We start from the raw sequence: 18,013 nt of genomic DNA on the forward strand, positions 1-18,013 counted from the left end.
GTCGCGCCTCTGGCGTGCAGGTCTTGGCTCGAGGATCCCGTGGAACCGGCTTTGCCGGGCCACAGGGTGCGCCCCCCCTTCCAGGGGGAAGCCACGTCAGCGGCGCAGGGAGTTACAACGACCTTGCGATGATGATTTTTTGTACGTCACTCGTGCCTTCATAGATCTGGCACACCCGCACATCCCGGTAAATGCGCTCCACCGGGAAGTCGCTCACATAGCCGTAGCCGCCCAGGGTCTGGATCGCCACGCTGCACACCTTTTCGGCCATTTCGCTGGCAAACAGTTTGGCCATGGCGGCTTCTTTCAGGCAAGGCTGGCCCGCGTCGCGCAGGGCCGCGGCGTGCCAGATGAGCTGGCGGGCGGCTTCTATCTGGGTGGCGCAATCGGCCAGGCGAAAGCCTACGGCCTGGTGGTTGAAGATGGCGGTGCCAAAGCTCTCACGCTCTTTGGCGTAAGCCAAGGCCACCTCAAACGCGCTGCGCGCCATGCCCACGCTCTGCGCGGCGATGCCGATGCGGCCACCTTCCAAACCACCCAGGGCGATCTTGTAGCCCTCGCCCTCGGCGCCGATCAGGTTTTCAGCCGGAATGCGGCAGTTGTCGAAATTGATCTGCGCGGTGTCGCTGCTGTGCTGGCCCAGCTTGTCTTCCAGGCGGGCCACCACATACCCAGGCGCATTGGTGGGCACCAGGAAGGCGCTCATGCCTTTTTTGCCCGCGGCCTTGTCGGTCACGGCCAGCACGATCGCGACGTCGCCGTTTTTCCCGCTGGTGATGAACTGCTTCACCCCGTTGATCACGTAGCCGTCACCGTCTTTCACGGCGGTGGTGCGCAGGGCGGAGGCGTCGGAGCCCACATGGGGCTCGGTGAGGCAGAAGGCCCCCAGCATCTGCCCCTGGGCCAGGGGCTCCAGCCATTGCTTCTTCTGGGCGGCGTTGCCGTAGCGCATGAGGATGGCGTTGACCGGGCAGTTGGTCACCGAGATCACCGTGCTGGTGCCACCGTCGCCCGCCGCGATTTCTTCCAGCACCAGGGCCAGGGTCACATAGTCAAGGCCTGCACCGCCCAGGTCTTCGGGCACACAGACGCCATAGGCGCCCAGCGCCGCCAGGCCTTTGTGCACGTCTTTGGGAAAGTGGTGTTCTTTATCCCATCTGGCTGCATGGGGCCAAAGCTCGGCCTGGGCGAAATCGCGAACGGCATCGCGGATCATGGTTTGGTCTTCGGTCAGCAGCATGGTTTTTTGATCTTCCTGAAAGTGAAAATATCACCAATGGGCCGCGCGGCGGCCATCGTGGTGGATGAGTCGGCCGTTGTCTTCGGGCATGAGGTTGTTCAATACGTCGCGCAAGCCACTGACGCTTTGCTCCAGCGTGAGCGCCGCTGCGTCACCGCCCATGTCAGTCTGTACCCAGCCAGGGTCCAGGGCGACCAGACAGGCGGCGGGGTAATCAAAGCGTGCACTGACCAGCGCCATGTTGAGCGCGGCCTTGCTCACCCGGTACAACCAGGCATTGCTCGCGGGCACGCTGCCAATCTGGCTCATGCTGCTGGAGAGCACCCCAAACACGCCGCCAGCGGCCTCCACCATGGGCAACACCTGCGGAATCACCTGCATGGCGCCGAGCACGTTGGTGTGCATCACACGGTCGAAGGCGAGCTGGGTCGGCGGCGTGACGGCGCTGGCCCGGTCCATCACCCCCGCGACATACAAAGCCACGTCCAGCTTCTCGCCATCGAGCTGCCAGGACAGGCCGCTGACGCTGGTGGCGTCGGCCACATCAACCCTCAGCGTTTCAGCGCCCATGGCTTGCAGCCGCACCAGATCGGCTTCGTTGCGCGCCGTCGCGATCACGCGCTCACCCGCTTCCAGATACTGACACGTCAGTTCCAGGCCAATGCCCCGCGAGGCGCCGATGATCAGAACCGTGCTCATGGCTGTTCAGCCTGATTGCAGACGACGCACAGCTTGTTGCCGTCGAGATCGCGGAAATAGGCGCCGTAGTAGTTCGCGTGGTAATGCAGACGCAGGCCCGGCGCCCCCTCATCTGTCCCACCCATGGACAAAGCCAGCCGGTGCACTTCGTCCACCTGGCCTCGCGTGTTGGCCGCAAATGCCACCATCTGCCCGTTGCCAGCCTGGGGCAACTGGCCATCAGCGGGATGGGCAATCACAAACAGCGGCCGTTGCCCACCTTCACTGTGCCAGCCGGCCCACGGTTTGTCACGGTCACAGAAACGCTGCCTGATTCCGAGCGCGTCCATCAGTGCGCCGTAAAAATGCAGCGCACGATCAAATTGAGAGACGCCTACGAAGATGTGGGAAAACATGGGCAATGAAATGGGTTGGGGCCGACAATAAATGTTTGCACACCGGGACTGCTAAAGCGCCATCACCTGGGCAGCGCCTTGTACCGGTCGTTCCTGGCTGTTTGCCGAAACCGGCATCTGATGGTCCCACTGTTCAAGCGAGGCCATTGACTGCTGCTGGGGCGTATTGGCGGCTTTCCGCGCATCCAGAGAGACCTCGCGCAAAGTCAGGCCATCGTGTTGCCCAAGCAGCAGATCGCCGCGCCGCACGTTGGCCAGGTTGATTTCCGTCAGGCCTGCCTGCCGGGCGCACAACGCAGCAGCCCAAACCGTGTTGACCATGCCTTGATCCCAGGGCAGCGCATGGCGTTCTGCAAGCGCCCGTATCTCTCGCTCGCTGTCACCCAGCAAACCGGCCGACACCGGCGCCACATCGGTCGCTCCGGCCACACAAACGCCATCAGGAGACCCACCCTTTTCGCTGGCGGCGACGCGGGCATCCCACCAGGCCTGGGGGTTGATCAAGTTCCCCGCCGAATCCTTCATCTGGTAATGCACATGGCGGGCGTAGTGACTGGCTCCGTTGGGCCCTCGTCCGCCCAAGGTTCCGATCGGATCGCCCGCCTCTATTTGATCGCCCACTTCAACCTGGCGGCCATCCATGTGCAGGATTTCGTGGGTGTTGCCATCGGCATCTCGAATCTTCACCGTGCCGTACTGCCCCCCGGAGAAAACCACTTCGCCAGCGATGGGCGAATGCACCGCAGGCCTAAGCATATTCAGCCCGCTTTGCCCACCTTCGTAATTAAAATCCGTTCCCCCGTGCGGACCCGACGTCCGGCGTTCACCGAAGTTGGCGGTGACATGGGGTTCAATTCCGTTCTGAGGCGGCAGCATGATCCGCATCACGTCTTCAAATGGCATGCTTCAACCCCCGCTTCACAACGACCAGTCGTCGATCCGAACCAGCGACCAGCAGTCCTTTTTGACGAAGTAGTAGTTCACCAGATAATCGGTGTCGGCCTTGTGCAGGGTGACCTTGCCCAGGTGCGTACCGGGCATTTCGACATCCAGCAGCAGGGAGGCTCTTTGCCGCTCTGCGACCAAAGGCATGACTGGAAACGGCAACTGAGCCATGGCCAGCGTCTTCAGAACCGGCTGGGGTTCGGGCTGGGCCTTCAGGTCCATGCTTTGCCAATGCAACGGGCTGCTGGTGGCGCCGCGCTGCACTGAAACGTCGTCTCCGAAACGGGTCACGAAGTCGGGAAACGTTTCGGCCGAGCAGGCACGCTCCGCCGTACCGGCCCACGCCGGCTCCAACAAGGCAAACGGCAATGCCAACGCACCGACCCAGCGCCATCCCCAACCCGTCTTCACCATGCCGAACTCCCTGTGTGGTACTTGAGCCAGTCTTGACTCTTGTTGATCGGCTGGTTTAAACCATTTCCAAGGCCATGGCCGTGGCTTCGCCGCCGCCAATGCACAGCGTGGCGATGCCCTTCTTGCCACCCTTGGCTTTCAGGGCGTGCAACAGCGTGACGAGAATGCGCGCACCGCTGGCACCGATCGGATGGCCCAGCGCGCAGGCGCCACCGTTGACGTTGACCTTCTCATGAGGAATGCTCAGCTCGGTCATCAACGCCATGGGCACCACGGCAAAGGCTTCGTTGATTTCCCAGAGGTCCACGTCGCCCACGGCCCAGCCGGTTTTGGCCAGCAGCTTCTGGGTGGCGCCCACCGGCGCGGTGGCGAACCAGTTGGGTTCCTGGGCATGGGTGCTGTGCGCCACGATGCGGGCCAGGGGCTTGAGTCCCTGCGCCTTGGCGGTGGACTCGCGCATCAGCACCAGCGCTGCGGCGCCGTCGTTGATCGAGGAGCTGCTGGCGGCGGTGATGGTGCCGCCGTCTTTCTTGAAGGCGGGCTTGAGGCTGGTGATTTTGTCGAGCTTGACTTTGCCCGGACCCTCGTCGATCGAGACCACGCGCTCACCGCTGCGGTCTTTCACCGTAACGGGGGCGATCTCCGTGGCAAACGCACCGCTCTCGGTGGCGGCCTTGGCGCGGGTCACCGATGCAATGGCGAAGGCATCTTGCTGCTCGCGGGTGAAGCTGTACTTGGCAGCACAGTCTTCGCCGAAGGTGCCCATGGAGCGACCGGCTTCGTAGGCGTCCTCCAGGCCGTCGAGCATCATGTGGTCGTAGATTTTGTCGTGGCCCATGCGGTAACCGCCACGGCCCTTGAGCATGAGGTAAGGCGCGTTGGTCATGCTCTCCATGCCGCCAGACACCATCACCGTGGCGCTGCCGGCCATCAACATATCGTGCGCAAGCATGGTGGCTTTCATGCCCGAGCCACACATTTTGGACAAGGTGACCGCACCTGCAGACAAGGGCAAGCCGCCCTTGAGCGCGGCCTGTCGGGCCGGCGCCTGGCCTTGCCCCGCCATCAGGCAGTTGCCAAACAGCACTTCGTCCACCAGTTCGGGCTTCACGCCAGCGCGCTCCACCGCGGCCTTGATCGCCACGCCACCCAGATCGTGGGCCGACTGGGATGCAAAGTCGCTCTGGAACGAGCCCATGGGTGTGCGCGCTGCGCCAACGATAACGATGGGGTCTTGGGAAGCGGTCATGAAAATCTCCTCTATGGATTCAGAAAAACAGGTCAGAAAAACGGACTTCAATGTGCATGAAAGCGCCGATCGCGTTCATAAGGGAATACATCGTGCACATGCCCGGCAACAATGCGCTCTTTGTGCTGCTGCCAGAAATCGGGTTCCAGCAAGTCGGCGTGGTGCCTCATGAACTCGGCGCGCACCCGCGGGTTGCCCAGCAGGAAGGGGCCGAAGGTTTCCGGGAACACATCACCTTTGGCCACGCTGTACCAGATCTCGCCCGACATCTCTTCTTCTTCGTTGCGCGGCTCAGGCACTTTACGGAAGTTGCAATCGGTGATGTATTCGATTTCGTCGTAGTCGTAAAAAACCACCTTGCCGTGGCGGGTGATGCCAAAGTTTTTCCACAGCATGTCGCCCGGAAAAATATTGGCCGCCACCAGGTCCTTAATGGCATTGCCATACTCCACCACCGCCCGTGTGAGCTGCGCCTGGGCGACCGCATCTTGCGCATCAATGCGCAGCGCATCGAACGCTTCTTGCAAATAGATGTTGAGCGGAATCATGCGCCGTTCGATGTAGACGTGCTTGATCAGTACCTCAAGCTTGCCATCGCCATTGGTATCGGCAATCTCCAGCTGGCTGGGTGCGAATTTTGTGATCTCGGCGATGAGTTCATCGGTGAAACGCTCGCGCGGAAAACCGGCGACTGAAAACTCCAGCGTGTCGGCCATGCGGCCCACCCGGTCGTGGTTTTTCACCAGCTGGTATTTGCCACGGATCTGCTCGCGCGAGGTGTCTTTTTGAGGCGGGTAAAAGTCCTTGATGACTTTGAATACAAACGGGTAGCTCGGCAAATCGAACACCAGCATCACCATGCCCTTGATGCCCGGGGCGATGCGGAACTTGTCGGTGCTGTGCCGCATGTGGAACAGAAAATCGCGGTAGAACAGCGTCTTGCCCTGCTTGGCCAACCCCAGCGAAATGTAAAACTCGGCGCGTGGTTTGCGCGGCATCAGGTTGCGCAGAAACTGAACATACGCGCTGGGAATTTCCATGTCGACCATGAAGTAGGCACGCGCGAACGAAAACAGCAGCAGCAAATCGTCTTCGCCGAACAGGGCCGCGTCGATGATCAGCTTGCCGGCTTCGTTGTGCACGATGGGCAGCGCAAACGGCATCTCCTGAAAGCCATTGATGATCTTGCCCACGATGTAGGCACCCTTGTTGCGAAAGAACAGCGTCGAGAGCGCCTGAAACTGGAAGTTGGCGCGCAGCTTCACATGATCAAAGCGTGCCTTCATGGCATCCAGAACCAGCATTGCATCCCGATCCAGGTCGTCAAAAGGCACCCTCAGATCAAAATCGCGCACCATGAGCAACACCTTGTCCAGCATGCTGTCGGCCTGTGGGTAGTAACAGAGGTAGGTGGGTTTGGCGTTGGGCTCGTCGTTCTCGATGTATTCGGTAGAGACTGCCGGTCGCACAAAGATGAAATCGTTCTGGAAGTACGCGCGGTTGAGTATCTTGGTGGTGACCGAGTTGAAGAAGGTCTCGGCCAGCTCGGGCTGGTGGTGGTTCACCAACAAGCCGATGTAGTGCAGCTTGACCTGCTCCCACACATCCATGGGCTGGTTGTGGGCAACAAACTCCTTGGTCAGGCGCTTGACGCATTCCTTGACCCGCAGATCGTAGAACTCGATGCGGTCGCGCTGGGCCCGCTGCTGACCATTCCAGTCCTGGGTTTCAAAGCGGTGCTTGGCGCGGGCCGACTCGGTGCGAAACAGCCGGTAGTGGCGATTGAATCCGTCCATCATCGCCTTGGCGATATCGTGGGCGACGGGGGAGTCCAATCGACTGGGGAACACGGCAGAGCTTTGGATTCGGAGGTTCAGGCGGGTTGAGCATGGCGCTTGGCGGCCACGCCATCGACCGCAGCCCAGTACACCGTTTCCAGGCCTTCGTTGGAATCGACGGTCATCACCATGTCGCGCAACAGGCCGTCGCTCAAGGCGTAAACCCAGGCGTGCAGCGTGAGCGACTGCCCACGGCCCCAGGCGTCTTGCACCACGGTTGTCTGGGCCACGTTCATCACCTGCTCGATGGCGTTGAGCTCGCACAACACATCCACCCGGTGGGCCTCGGGTGTGGCCGCGATCAATGTGGCGTGCTGGTCGCGCACGTCCTTGATATGGCGCAGCCAGTTGTCGGCCAGGCCCACGCGCGTGTCATTGAGCGCGGCCTTCACGCCACCACAGCCGTAATGACCCACCACCATCAGGTGTTTCACTTTGAGCTGATCGACGGCGAACTGGATCGTGGACAGGCAGTTCAGGTCGGTGGGCACCACCACATTGGCCACATTGCGGTGCACAAAGACTTCGCCTGGCGCCAGACCCGTGATCTGGTTGGCCGGCACACGGCTGTCGGAACAGCCGATCCACATGTATTGCGGGCTCTGCTGGGCGATCAGGTCGGTGAAAAACGTGGGCTTCTCACGCACCATGGCCGCAGCCCATTCGCGGTTGTGTTGAAACAGGTCTTGAAGCTGGGAGGACATTTTGATTCGGATGCAATAGGAAGATGGCGCCCATTGTCACGCAGGGGGCACCCTTCGATATCAGCAGGTCTCGGCAAACAGCTCACGGCCGATCAGCATGCGGCGGATCTCGCTGGTGCCAGCGCCGATCTCGTACAGCTTGGCATCGCGCCAGAGGCGGCCCAGCGGGTATTCGTTGATGTAGCCATTGCCGCCGTAAATCTGCACGCCCTCGCCCGCCATCCAGGTGGCCTTCTCGGCTGTCCACAGGATGACCGAGGCGCAATCCTTGCGCACCTGGCGCACGTGTTCAGTGCCCAGCAAGTCCAGGTTCTTGGCCACGGTGTAGGCGAACGAACGACCGGCCTGCAAGACCGTGTACATGTCGGCCACTTTGCCCTGGATCAGCTGGAATTCGCCAATGCTCTGGCCAAACTGCTTGCGGTCGTGGATGTAGGGCACCACGTTGTCCATCACCGCCTGCATGATGCCCAGGGGGCCGCCGGTCAGCACGGCGCGCTCGTAGTCGAGGCCGCTCATCAACACCTTGGCGCCCATGTTCAGGCCGCCCAGGATATTCTCCGCGGGCACTTCGACATCCTGGAACACCATTTCACCGGTGTGGCTGCCGCGCATGCCCAGCTTGTCGAGCTTTTGCGCAGTGGAGAAACCTTTCATGCCCTTTTCTACGATGAAGGCGGTCACACCACGGGCGCCCAGCTCGGGCTCGCTCTTGGCGTACACCACCATGGTGTCGGCATCGGGGCCATTGGTGATCCACATCTTGCTGCCGTTGAGAAGGTAGTAGCCACCCTTGTCTTCCGCCTTCAGCTTCATGCTGATCACGTCAGAGCCTGCGCCCGGCTCGCTCATGGCCAGCGCACCCACATGCTCGCCGCTGATGAGCTTGGGCAGGTACTTGGCTTTCTGGGCGTCGGTGCCGTTGCGGTTGATCTGGTTGACGCACAGGTTGCTGTGCGCGCCGTAGCTCAGACCCACCGAAGCGCTCGCGCGGCTGATCTCTTCCATGGCCACCATATGAGCCAGATAACCCATGCCGGCGCCACCGTACTCTTCAGAAACTGTGATGCCCAGCACGCCCAGATCGCCCATCTTGCGCCAGGCATCCATGGGGAACTGGTCGTTCTTGTCGATCTCGGCCGCGCGGGGCGCGATCTCGGCCTGGGCAAAGTCGCGCACTGCGTCGCGCAGCGCATCGATGTCTTCGCCGAGTTGGAAGTTGAGGCCGGGCAGGTTGTTCATGGGGAGTCTCCTGAGAATGGATTGTTGAAGTCAATAGGTTTTGGCCACGGGCACCAGCGTTTGCTGCATCACGGCGCAATCGGTGCGCTTGCCATCGGGCGCAATGTGCACCACCTCGGCGCTGCTGACGATGATGCGCTTGCCACCCTTGATCACGCGACCCGTCGCTTGCAGCTCGCCGCCCTGGAAAGCCGCGAGGAAATTGATTTTGTACTCCACTGTCGTGACTTCCATGCCGTCAGGCGCCACAGTGAGTGCGGCGTAGCCGCCCGCAATATCGGCCAGCGCGCCCATGGCGCCACCGTGGAAGCCGCCTTGTTGCTGGCTAACCCGTTCGGAATAGGGCATGGCCAGCGTGACCGTGCCGCGCGCAACGCGCAGCAACCGCACGTCCAGTTGCCGCATCATGCCCTGACGATCCAGACTGGCCTGCACGCGATCGCGCAACACCGGGTCTTCAACGAACTCAGAAGAATTGATCTCACTCATGGGGCTGTGGCGTAGGGCTTGGAGGGGGACGAATTTGCTTTACGTTTACGTAAACGTCAATTATCACCGATACCTGCGATCTTCGACAAGCCCAGGGCCGTACACGGTATGGGCCGCTATGCTCAGGCCCAATGCCCTTCACCTTGCAAAACCCGGTTCACAGCGAGCTGGTGATCAAAAAAAGCCGCTTCATTGGCTGCGTGGAACCCTGCGCGGGCCGCGAAGCCGCGCTGGCCCGCGTGGCCGAACTCAGAACGGAACATCCCGGCGCCACCCACGTCTGCTGGGCCTTGATGGCCGGCGGCCATTCGGCGGCGAACGACGATGGCGAACCCGGGGGCACGGCGGGCAGGCCCATGCTGGAAGTGCTGCGGCACCAGGATCTGGAAGGCGTGCTGGCCACGGTGGTGCGCTACTACGGCGGCATCCAGCTGGGTGCGGGCGGTTTGGTGCGCGCTTACACCGACAGCGTGGCCCAGGCCCTGCTCAAGGCCGAGAAGGCACCGGTGATTCACCACAGCAGCTTGCGCTGCTTGGTGCCCTACGCGCTCGAGGGCTGGTTGCGCCGGGAGCTGGACGCGCACAGCGCCCACCTGATGGAGGCGCTGCACGGTGAAGGCGTTGAAGTCACGCTGAGCGTGCCTGAAGCCAACACCGCGGCATTGGTCTCACGCATCAACGATGCGGGCCAGGGTCAGGTGATCTGGCGAAAAACGGAAAACGAAACCGACTAGCGGGAGTCGTTTCAGCCTGCGCGGACCAGAAACAGCAAAACCAGGCCCACGGTTGCGGGCACGGTTTGAATGTAGAGAATCTTGCGCGCCGCCGTGGCCGCGCCAAAAATGCCAGCCACCCAGACGCACAGCAGGAAAAACACCTTCACGCCGAAGCCTTCGGCGCCGAGCCACAAACCCCACAGCATGCCGGCGGCGAGAAAGCCGTTGTAAAGCCCCTGGTTGGCGCCGAGCACCTTGGTCGCGGTGGCCAACTCCTTCGGCAAGCCAAAGGCGCGCAGGCCAGCGGGCTTGTCCCACATGAACATTTCCAACACCATGATGTAGATGTGGATGAGGGCGAGCAGGGCAACAACGGTGTTGGCGGCCAAAGACATGGGGACTCCAGAAAAGCGGGCGAGCAGCCATCGGGCTGGGCCGAGAGCGTCGAGTCTAGGGCTTGGCGGTTGGCCCGGCCTTTTCGGCCTTGGCCAGCAAGGCCCGCGCTTCTTTCTCGTGCACCCTCACTTCGTCAAGGTTGGCCACCAGGTCGGCCATCTGTTCTTCGAGCTGACGCTTGTGGCCGGCCAGCACGGTGAGGAACTTGCGCAGTTGTGGGCCCGTATCGCGCGGGCTGTCGTACATCTCGATGATGTCCTTGGCTTCGGTCAGCGACAGCCCCAGGCGCTTGGCACGCAGTGTGAGTTTCAAGCGGGTGCGGTCGCGCGAACTGTAGACCCGGTTGCGCCCACCCGGGCCTTCCCGCTGCGGCTGCAGCAAGCCCATGTCTTCGTAGAAGCGGATGGCGCGGGTCGTCAGATCGAATTCGCGCGCCAGATCGCTGATCGTGTAGGTCTGAAGAGTCGCCATGTGAATCAAAGGGGTTGTCGGCTTTCGGACAGCAGCTGCGGGGATAGCTCCCTAGAATGCGTCACGAATTGACGTTTACGTCAACGTCATGTCAGCGCATCTTAACGGAATACCACCGCCATGAACCCGCCCACCAAAGACCAGCTCGAAGCCCGTTTGAATTACCCGCTGGCCGATACCCTGCCCGGGCCAGGTCAGGCGCTGGAGGTAGCCCCTGGCGTGAAGTGGATACGCATGAGGCTTCCCTTCGCACTGGACCACATCAACCTCTGGCTGCTGCGCGACAGGATCGACGGCGTAGAAGGCTGGACCATTGTTGACTGTTGCATCGACCATGCAGAATCGCGCGCCCAATGGGAACAGGTGTTTGAAAACCAGCTCGACTCCCTGCCCGTACTGCGGGTGATCGTGACCCATATGCACCCCGACCACATCGGGTTGGCGCACTGGTTGTGCGAACGGTGGAAGGTCCCGATGTGGATCAGCGCCACCGACTTTGGCGTGGCGCGACTGGCTTCCCAAAGCACCACCGGCTTCGGCGGCGACAGCGCTGCGGCGTTTTTCCGCCAACACGGCATGACGGACGAAAACAGCCTCGCGCAGATCCGGGCGCGCTCAGACTATTACCCCAAACTGGTGCCCCAGGTACCTGGCCATTTTCGCCGCATGATGGACGGACAGAACATCGACATCGGAGGACATGACTGGCGCTGCATCAGCGGCTTCGGGCACGCGCCCGAACACATCGCACTCTATTGCGAAACACTTGGTGTGCTCATCAGTGGCGACATGGTTTTGCCGCGCATTTCAACCAACGTGAGCGTCTATGACAACGAACCCGAGAGCGACGCGCTCACGCTGTTTCTCGACTCACTGCAGAAATTCACACCCCTGACGGAAAACACGCTCGTGCTGCCCTCGCACGGCAAACCATTTGTGGGCTTGCACGAACGCATTCGCCAGTTGGATGAGCACCACCAGGACCGCCTCGCCGAGGTCATGGAAGCTTGTCAGACCAACGCCTGCAACGCCATGGACATCATTCCGGTGTTGTTCACCCGGGCGCTCGATCTGCACCAAATCACTTTTGCCATGGGCGAATCGGTGGCTCACCTGCACCGACTCTGGTTTGCCGGGCTGCTCAAACGGGAGCTGGCCGACGATGGCACCTACCGCTTCTCGGCCATCACCCCAACTTGACATTCAGTCCAGCGCGAGCCAGACCCGGCCACCCTCGACCTTGACAGGCCAGCTTTTGACCGCCTCGGTACAGGGCGCCCCCGTCGCCTGGCCGGTGCGGATATCGAACCGCCCTTGATGGAACGGGCACTCGATTTCGAACCCCTCCAGGAACCCATCACACAGCCTGGCGTGGCCATGGGTACAGAGGTTGTCGGTCGCAAAAACCTGCCCCCCCTGGGAATAGAGCGCGATGTCGCGCCCGCCCGGCGCCACGGGAACTCCGGCGCCTTCAAACAGGTCGGTCTCAGCGGCCACATCGGTCCAGTCGCTCATGTCGTTGTTCCTTTCAGTGTCAGCGGCCCATTCAGCACGGGAGCCGGCTATATGGGATAGATGATGGAGTTGGGAATCATTTCGCTGTCGTAGATGCACAGGCGCTGAGCGAACCTGAGTCCGTCGGGCGTGTTCACCACGATGTCGAGATAGCGACCCACGTTGAACACACTGCTGGGCCCATCCAGCTTGGTCCGGAACACCGCGTAATTCGCTTCGCAATGCCAGCGCCCTTGCTCATCGACGGCTCTCACCAAAGGAGCGCCCACCACATGGCGCTGGTAATAGGGATCGTGGAACAGCGTTTCCTTGATGCCGTAGGCCCGATCACGCAGCATGGCCTGGCTTTCAAAGGCCAGCGTAGCCAGAGGAAACCCACGCTCGAAGTTCTCGCGGGGCTGCAGCTTGTACACGCAATCGGCGGTGAAGAAGGTGGGCCAGAGATCCCAGTCACCGCTGTCAACGGCGCTGGCGTAGTCGCTGTAGAGCGCCTGCAGCGCCTGGAATGTGGCGAAGTCCAGCGCGCTCATGCGGCACCACCCGCTGAAGGTTCCGGTGCTTCCATCACCTCGCGCCAATAGGCATACATGCCGCGAATCAGGGTTTCGGTCACCATGTGGTCGGTCTCACCCACCTCGCGCCCGCCCAGCTCGGCCAGGGTTCGGTGCTGCGGTTTGCTCTCAAAAGCCTGCTGCGAGAACTCGATCACCTCGCCGTCGTCGGCGCTCACGAAACCGGCTGGCCCAAACAGGTTGGCCTGGCGCAGGCGCCGCTGGGTCATCTCCTCGCTGTCGTCTTCAAAACCAAAGTGCGTCCAGACAAAATCGAAGGCCCCATGCCCGTCGGGCTGGATGTGACGCGTCGATACGCTGTTGACCTGCTGCTGAAAGACCACGCTGGGAAACAAGGTGAGCATGACCGCGGTCGGCACCTCCTCACCCAGGCGCCACCAGCCTTCGGGCACGATGTCCAGAAAGCGCGGGTCTTCAAGCTGCATGCTTTCCTTGAAGCTGGAAACCTGCGTCACCTGAGCACTTTTCCCTTCGGCCTGGCCGGCGGCGCCCCGCGTGGAAATCATGGCCGCGTGTCGATGGCGGTCGTCCATGCGCAGCGCACTCTTGTTGTCGGCGCGCCAGAGTCCGAAAGTGACAAACCAGGTGTGCAGCAGGCCCGGGTGGTAGGGGTCTTTGATGTTCTCCTGCATCAGCTTCCAGTTGCCCGGAATGCGCTGGCGGTTGTAGCCCAGTATGGTGAGCTTGCGGCCATTGAACAGGCGGTCGAAGTAGGTGAGGATGGCCGGCCCCATGAAGTCTTCGAGCGACTCGACACCGTGATCAAAACTCGCGAAAACCACGCCCCCGCGTACCGCGACTTTCAGCTTGGTCAGGCTGTGGTCCTTGGGGTCGAAGTCGGCCGGCATGCCACCGTTCACCTTGCCATCCTGGCGCACGCCGCGGCGGAACGGCACCCCTTGTAAATCACCGTTGAGCGTGTAACTCCACTGGTGATAGGGGCAAACAAACTCGGTCTGGTTGCCATGGCGTTTTCGGCAAAAGCGCATGCCCCGATGGGCGCACACATTTTCCATCACATGAATCGCGCCATCAACCGCCCGCGCCAGGATGACCGATCGCTCGCCGACCACCGTGCGCTTGAAATCGCCGGGGTTAGGCACCTCCGCCTCCAGACCCACATAGTTCCAGTGCCCTTTGTAGAAGAGGCGCTCCAGTTCACGCCGATGCAGTTGTTCATCGGTGTAAACGGCGAAAGGAATGCGGCTCGTATCTGTGCGCTCCCAAAATGGCATCGATGGATCGATGGATGGATGCATGGCTGTCTCCTGGTGCTTTATGCCCCGCATGATCGCAACGCCCGGCCCATCTCACAAGCGAATTTCGGTGATACGCTGTATTCACACCGGGAATATTCAACTTCATGAAACTCAGCGATATCGATCTCAACCTGTTGGTGGTTTTTAACCAGCTGTTGCGCGAAGGCAGCGTCTCGCGCACCGCTGTGGCGCTGGAGCTGAGCCAACCAGCGGTGAGCAACGCCTTGAGGCGTCTGCGCGATTTGCTGGGTGACGAACTGTTTTTGCGCACGCCGCAAGGCATGGCCCCCACGCCTTACGCCCAAACGCTGGCCGAACCCGTATCGCAAGCCTTGCAAGGCTTGCACCACGCGCTCAACGTGCGCGCCTCGTTCGACCCCGCCACCAGCCAGCGCTGCTACACGCTGGCGCTCACCGACGTGGGCGAAATCTATTTCTTGCCCGTGCTCATGGACGCGCTCGCCCGTGAAGCGCCGGGCGTGACGCTGCGTTGCGTCCCTGTGGCAACGCCCGCCCTGCGCGACGACATGGCCGGTGGGCAGGTGGATCTGGCGCTGGGCTGGTTGCCGCCAGTTGAATCCGGGTTCATGCAGCAGGCACTGTTCCGCCAGCGCTACGTCGCTTTGATGCGCCAGGGCCACCCACTTGCGGCCTTACCCAAGGTGGGTGCCGCAGCCTACAGGCGGGCAAACCACGTGCGCGTGGTGTCTTCGGGAACCGGTCACGCCCAGGTCGATCAAGCACTCGACCGCCTGGGCATGACCGGCAACGTCAAGCTCAGCGTGCCCCACTACGTGGCACTTGGCCACGTATTGGCCAGCGCCGACCTGGTTGCGACCGTGCCCGAACGGTTGGCCGAGCGCGTGGGAGAGCCCTTTCACCTGGTTGCCCGCCCACTGACGGCGAAGCTTCCCACCAGCACCATCTGCCAGCTTTGGCACAGCCACCTGCACCGCGACCCGGGCCATCAATGGCTGCGTGGTCGCATTGCCAGCCTGTTTGGCCACCCGGCAAGCGCATGAACGAACCCACACCGGTGTCTTCAACGGTCGTCAAATCGCGACAAAATTCCACTCTCAAGCGCAGTATTTGGATTTTGTAACACCTATGACGCCCTCAAACCATTGGGGCCACTGATCAGCCTTCACAATAGGTTCTACGTTAATTCGCTGAAGGATGTTTGTGATCGAGATGTTTGTCCGCCTGGGCCTGGCCCTGATGTTGTCCCTGAGCCTGGCCCTGTTGCTCGCCTGGGGCTGGGACAGTTCCGACCACAATGCCCCCGCCAATGCACAGCAACTGAGCGCCGCAAGCGAATCGCAAGCCACCTCGAACTGACCGGTGTGGCGCGTCCAGCGCCCACCTTCCTCTGGCAGACTCGCCACATGACGTCTCGCCCTTTCAACCGGCCACCATGGCCCTTCGTTGCAGCCTTGTTGTGGCTCGCCCTCCCCACATGGGCGCGATCGACCCCAATCACCATCCCCAGTCCATCGGGCTACACCGCCGAAGGGCAGTGCGCGGGTTACCCCCGACTGCCACTCAAAACCCCCAAGGGCTGGTGCGCCGGCCTCGTCGCTGATGAACGCGATGGCCTGCGCATGCCCCGTCGACTGCTGGAACTGGCACCTGACCGCTTCTGGATCACCGACATGGGCAGTTGGGAGCCCAAACAGGGCCGGTTGCTGGAACTTAAAACACCGGGTCAACCGGGGGACCCCAAACGCACTCGCGTGCTCGCCAAGGGCCTTGATCGCCCGCACGGCTTGATTCGGGGCCCTGATGGGCGTGTTTATGTGGGCGAAGCAGGTGCCATCTGGCGCACTCCGAGCACCCAGGTCGAGCGGGAAATCGTTTTGCGCGACCTGCCCGATACCGGTGCCCATCCGCTCACGGAAATGGTGTTTGCGCTCCCTGGCACGCTGTTTGTCAATGTGGGCTCGGCCACCGACGCCTGCCGCGCCGAGGGGCAAGACCAACCCAGCATCCCGTGCCCGGAGATTGAAGGCAAGCTGCCCCGTGCCGCGGTTTACCAGGCGGTGTTCGGTGGCTCCGACTTCAAGCGGCAGACATTTGTGCCCTGGGCGATCGGTCTGCGCAACTCGCTCGGTCTGGCGGTCACCAACGACACCACCAACAGCGGCATGCGGCTCTGGCAGGCCGAAAACTCGGTGGACTACACCGATGCCCAGATGCCCGCCGAAGAGCTCAATGAACTCAGCCAAGGCGCCCACTACGGTTGGCCCTACTGCGTCACCGACAAAAAGGGACACAGCGTGGTTGCGCGGGGCTACAAGAAGCGCGCGCCCTGCGGGCCAACAGACGCCAAAGCGCCATTTCAAGCCTGGCCCGCCCACGTGGCCCCGCTGCAATTGCTCGCCGTGCCAGCCGCCAAACCGGGCGAGGCCGAGCGCCCCTGGAGCGGCCGGCTGCTCGCGGTCTGGCATGGCCCCCGCGCGCCGGGGCACCGCATCGTGGCCTGGCGACTCGATGCGCAAGGCCGGCCGCAAGGCGAGCGCGAAGACATCGTTTCCGATTGGGACGCCAGCCCTGGTATGCGCCCTCAGGGCAACCCCGCGGGCATCACGGTCGACAGCCAGGGGCGCCTGTGGATCGTGGAAGACCGCAACCGCACCGTGATCGTGATCGCCCCGGACAAGCCTGTTACCCAGCCTCGGTGACAATCGCTGCCATGCTCCAATTCGAATTGCTCAAAACCGAGGGCCATGCCCGCCGCGGCCGCCTCACACTCAACCACGGTGTGGTCGAAACCCCCATCTTCATGCCCGTGGGCACCTACGGCACGGTCAAGGGCGTCATGCCCCAGAGCCTGCACGACATGGGTGCCCAGATCATCCTCGGCAATACCTTCCATCTGTGGATGCGCCCCGGCCAGGACGTGATGAAAAGCTTCGGTGGCCTGCACGGCTTCGAGCAGTGGCACAAGCCCATCCTCACCGACTCGGGCGGTTTTCAGGTGTGGAGCCTGGGCGCCATGCGAAAAATCACCGAACAAGGCGTGACCTTCAACAGCCCCGTCAACGGCGACAAGCTGTTCATGTCGCCCGAGGTCAGCATGCAGATCCAGACCGGGCTCAACAGCGACATCGTGATGCAGCTTGATGAGTGCACGCCGTATGAGACCAGCGGCCACCTCACCACCGAGACCGAAGCCCGCAAGAGCATGGAAATGAGCCGCCGCTGGGCCGTGCGCTCCAAAGACGAGTTCGCGCGCCTGGAAAACCCCAACGCGCTGTTCGGCATCGTGCAGGGTGGGATGTTTGAAAACCTGCGCCAGGAATCACTGGAAGCGCTGGTGGAAATGGACTTTCCCGGCTATGCCGTGGGCGGCGTGAGCGTGGGCGAGCCCAAGGAGCAGATGCTGCAGATCATGGCCCACACACCCCACCGCCTGCCGGCCCACAAGCCGCGCTACCTGATGGGCGTGGGCACACCGGAAGACCTGGTGCAAGGCGTGGCCGACGGCGTGGACATGTTCGACTGCGTCATGCCCACCCGCAACGCACGCAACGGCACGCTGTTCACCCGCTTCGGCGATCTGAAGCTGCGCAACGCCCGCCACAAAACCGACCACCAGCCGCTGGACACCACCTGCACCTGCTACGCCTGCGCCGGCAAATCAGGCGTGAGCTGGGACGATGGCGGGCGCGACGGTTTCAGCCGCGCCTACCTGCACCACCTCGACCGCTGCGGCGAGATGCTGGGGCCGATGCTGGCCACCGTGCACAACCTGCACTACTACCTGAACCTCATGCGCGAGGTGCGCGAAGCGCTGGACGCCGGGGGGTTCGAGGCGTTTCGGGGGCAGTTCAAGAGCGAGCGAGCACGCGGGGTCTGACCCCCAGCCG

General features: G+C 62.1%; 21 protein-coding genes. 6 read left to right on the forward strand and 15 right to left on the reverse strand.

Annotated elements, in window-relative coordinates; translation table 11 throughout:
- Window positions 1-112: 112 nt before the first annotated feature.
- From LPB072_RS20365 to LPB072_RS20410, 10 genes are read right to left on the reverse strand one after another with little or no spacing between them, the layout of a single operon-like run.
- Window positions 113-1,240: an acyl-CoA dehydrogenase family protein gene (locus LPB072_RS20365; protein ID WP_066095665.1), complete on the reverse strand. Its 1,128-nt coding sequence runs from the start codon at window positions 1,238-1,240 to the stop codon at window positions 113-115.
- Between the two features lie 30 nt (window positions 1,241-1,270).
- Complete coding sequence (locus tag LPB072_RS20370) at window positions 1,271-1,939, reverse strand: SDR family oxidoreductase (protein WP_066095668.1); 669 nt, start codon at window positions 1,937-1,939, stop codon at window positions 1,271-1,273.
- Window positions 1,936-2,334: a VOC family protein gene (locus LPB072_RS20375; RefSeq protein ID WP_066095671.1), complete on the reverse strand. Its 399-nt coding sequence runs from the start codon at window positions 2,332-2,334 to the stop codon at window positions 1,936-1,938. Before LPB072_RS20375 ends, LPB072_RS20370 begins: the two co-directional genes overlap by 4 nt.
- Window positions 2,335-2,385: 51 nt before the next feature.
- Window positions 2,386-3,237, reverse strand: a complete 852-nt coding sequence (locus tag LPB072_RS20380; protein WP_066095672.1) for a M23 family metallopeptidase — start codon at window positions 3,235-3,237, stop codon at window positions 2,386-2,388.
- 15 nt (window positions 3,238-3,252) lie between these two features.
- The gene (locus LPB072_RS20385) at window positions 3,253-3,693 is read right to left on the reverse strand and encodes a hypothetical protein (protein WP_066095675.1); all 441 of its coding nucleotides are present in this window, start codon (window positions 3,691-3,693) and stop codon (window positions 3,253-3,255) included.
- 55 nt (window positions 3,694-3,748) lie between these two features.
- Window positions 3,749-4,942, reverse strand: coding sequence for an acetyl-CoA C-acyltransferase (locus LPB072_RS20390; protein WP_066095867.1), 1,194 nt, complete (start codon window positions 4,940-4,942; stop codon window positions 3,749-3,751).
- A 47-nt stretch (window positions 4,943-4,989) separates the two neighbouring features.
- Window positions 4,990-6,792, reverse strand: coding sequence for a bifunctional isocitrate dehydrogenase kinase/phosphatase (gene aceK, locus LPB072_RS20395; RefSeq protein WP_066095678.1), 1,803 nt, complete (start codon window positions 6,790-6,792; stop codon window positions 4,990-4,992).
- A 23-nt stretch (window positions 6,793-6,815) separates the two neighbouring features.
- Window positions 6,816-7,484 carry a carbonate dehydratase gene (can, locus tag LPB072_RS20400; RefSeq protein WP_066095681.1) on the reverse strand — a complete coding sequence of 223 codons (669 nt, stop codon included), beginning with the start codon at window positions 7,482-7,484 and terminating at the stop codon, window positions 6,816-6,818.
- A 60-nt stretch (window positions 7,485-7,544) separates the two neighbouring features.
- A complete protein-coding gene (locus LPB072_RS20405) occupies window positions 7,545-8,726 on the reverse strand; it encodes an isovaleryl-CoA dehydrogenase (RefSeq protein ID WP_066095683.1) in 1,182 nt (393 codons plus the stop codon).
- Window positions 8,727-8,756: 30 nt separating this feature from the next.
- The gene (locus LPB072_RS20410) at window positions 8,757-9,215 is read right to left on the reverse strand and encodes a PaaI family thioesterase (RefSeq protein WP_066095685.1); all 459 of its coding nucleotides are present in this window, start codon (window positions 9,213-9,215) and stop codon (window positions 8,757-8,759) included.
- A gap of 131 nt (window positions 9,216-9,346) precedes the next feature.
- Here LPB072_RS20410 and LPB072_RS20415 point away from each other — a divergent pair, with 131 nt between their 5' ends.
- Entirely contained in the window at window positions 9,347-9,949 is a 603-nt protein-coding gene (locus LPB072_RS20415; protein WP_066095687.1) for an IMPACT family protein, read from the forward strand.
- A gap of 11 nt (window positions 9,950-9,960) precedes the next feature.
- On the opposite strand, the gene LPB072_RS20420 is transcribed toward LPB072_RS20415, so the two are convergent.
- Window positions 9,961-10,326, reverse strand: coding sequence for a DUF1304 domain-containing protein (locus LPB072_RS20420; protein WP_066095690.1), 366 nt, complete (start codon window positions 10,324-10,326; stop codon window positions 9,961-9,963).
- A gap of 55 nt (window positions 10,327-10,381) precedes the next feature.
- Window positions 10,382-10,798, reverse strand: coding sequence for a MerR family transcriptional regulator (locus tag LPB072_RS20425; RefSeq protein WP_066095693.1), 417 nt, complete (start codon window positions 10,796-10,798; stop codon window positions 10,382-10,384).
- 120 nt (window positions 10,799-10,918) lie between these two features.
- Between LPB072_RS20425 and LPB072_RS20430 the strand changes: the two genes are divergently transcribed.
- Window positions 10,919-11,998 (forward strand): MBL fold metallo-hydrolase, encoded by a 1,080-nt coding sequence (locus LPB072_RS20430; RefSeq protein ID WP_066095696.1) that lies wholly within the window; start codon window positions 10,919-10,921, stop codon window positions 11,996-11,998.
- A gap of 3 nt (window positions 11,999-12,001) precedes the next feature.
- Here the strand turns inward: LPB072_RS20430 and LPB072_RS20435 are convergent, their stop codons facing one another.
- Genes LPB072_RS20435 through LPB072_RS20445 form a run of 3 tightly spaced genes read right to left on the reverse strand, consistent with a single transcriptional unit; the run spans window position 12,002 to window position 14,144 of the window.
- On the reverse strand, window positions 12,002-12,313 hold the full coding sequence (locus LPB072_RS20435; RefSeq protein ID WP_066095699.1) for a non-heme iron oxygenase ferredoxin subunit: 312 nt from the start codon (window positions 12,311-12,313) through the stop codon (window positions 12,002-12,004).
- 47 nt (window positions 12,314-12,360) lie between these two features.
- On the reverse strand, window positions 12,361-12,843 hold the full coding sequence (locus LPB072_RS20440) for an aromatic-ring-hydroxylating dioxygenase subunit beta (protein WP_066095702.1): 483 nt from the start codon (window positions 12,841-12,843) through the stop codon (window positions 12,361-12,363).
- Complete coding sequence (locus LPB072_RS20445) at window positions 12,840-14,144, reverse strand: aromatic ring-hydroxylating dioxygenase subunit alpha (protein WP_066095705.1); 1,305 nt, start codon at window positions 14,142-14,144, stop codon at window positions 12,840-12,842. The genes LPB072_RS20440 and LPB072_RS20445 overlap by 4 nt, the downstream gene beginning before the upstream one ends.
- Before the next feature lie 104 nt (window positions 14,145-14,248).
- On the opposite strand from LPB072_RS20445, the gene LPB072_RS20450 reads away from it, so the two are divergent.
- The 4 genes from LPB072_RS20450 to tgt all read left to right on the forward strand — a co-directional run bounded on the left by LPB072_RS20450 (window position 14,249) and on the right by tgt (window position 18,003).
- Window positions 14,249-15,166 (forward strand): LysR family transcriptional regulator, encoded by a 918-nt coding sequence (locus LPB072_RS20450; RefSeq protein WP_066095708.1) that lies wholly within the window; start codon window positions 14,249-14,251, stop codon window positions 15,164-15,166.
- A gap of 160 nt (window positions 15,167-15,326) precedes the next feature.
- A complete protein-coding gene (locus LPB072_RS23580) occupies window positions 15,327-15,482 on the forward strand; it encodes a hypothetical protein (RefSeq protein WP_157559376.1) in 156 nt (51 codons plus the stop codon).
- A 47-nt stretch (window positions 15,483-15,529) separates the two neighbouring features.
- Window positions 15,530-16,825 (forward strand): PQQ-dependent sugar dehydrogenase, encoded by a 1,296-nt coding sequence (locus LPB072_RS20455; protein ID WP_066095710.1) that lies wholly within the window; start codon window positions 15,530-15,532, stop codon window positions 16,823-16,825.
- Between the two features lie 11 nt (window positions 16,826-16,836).
- The gene (gene tgt, locus LPB072_RS20460) at window positions 16,837-18,003 is read left to right on the forward strand and encodes a tRNA guanosine(34) transglycosylase Tgt (protein WP_066095714.1); all 1,167 of its coding nucleotides are present in this window, start codon (window positions 16,837-16,839) and stop codon (window positions 18,001-18,003) included.
- Window positions 18,004-18,013 lie beyond the last annotated feature (10 nt).

The sequence above is a fragment of the Hydrogenophaga crassostreae genome (genome assembly GCF_001761385.1).
GTDB lineage: Bacteria > Pseudomonadota > Gammaproteobacteria > Burkholderiales > Burkholderiaceae_C > Hydrogenophaga > Hydrogenophaga crassostreae.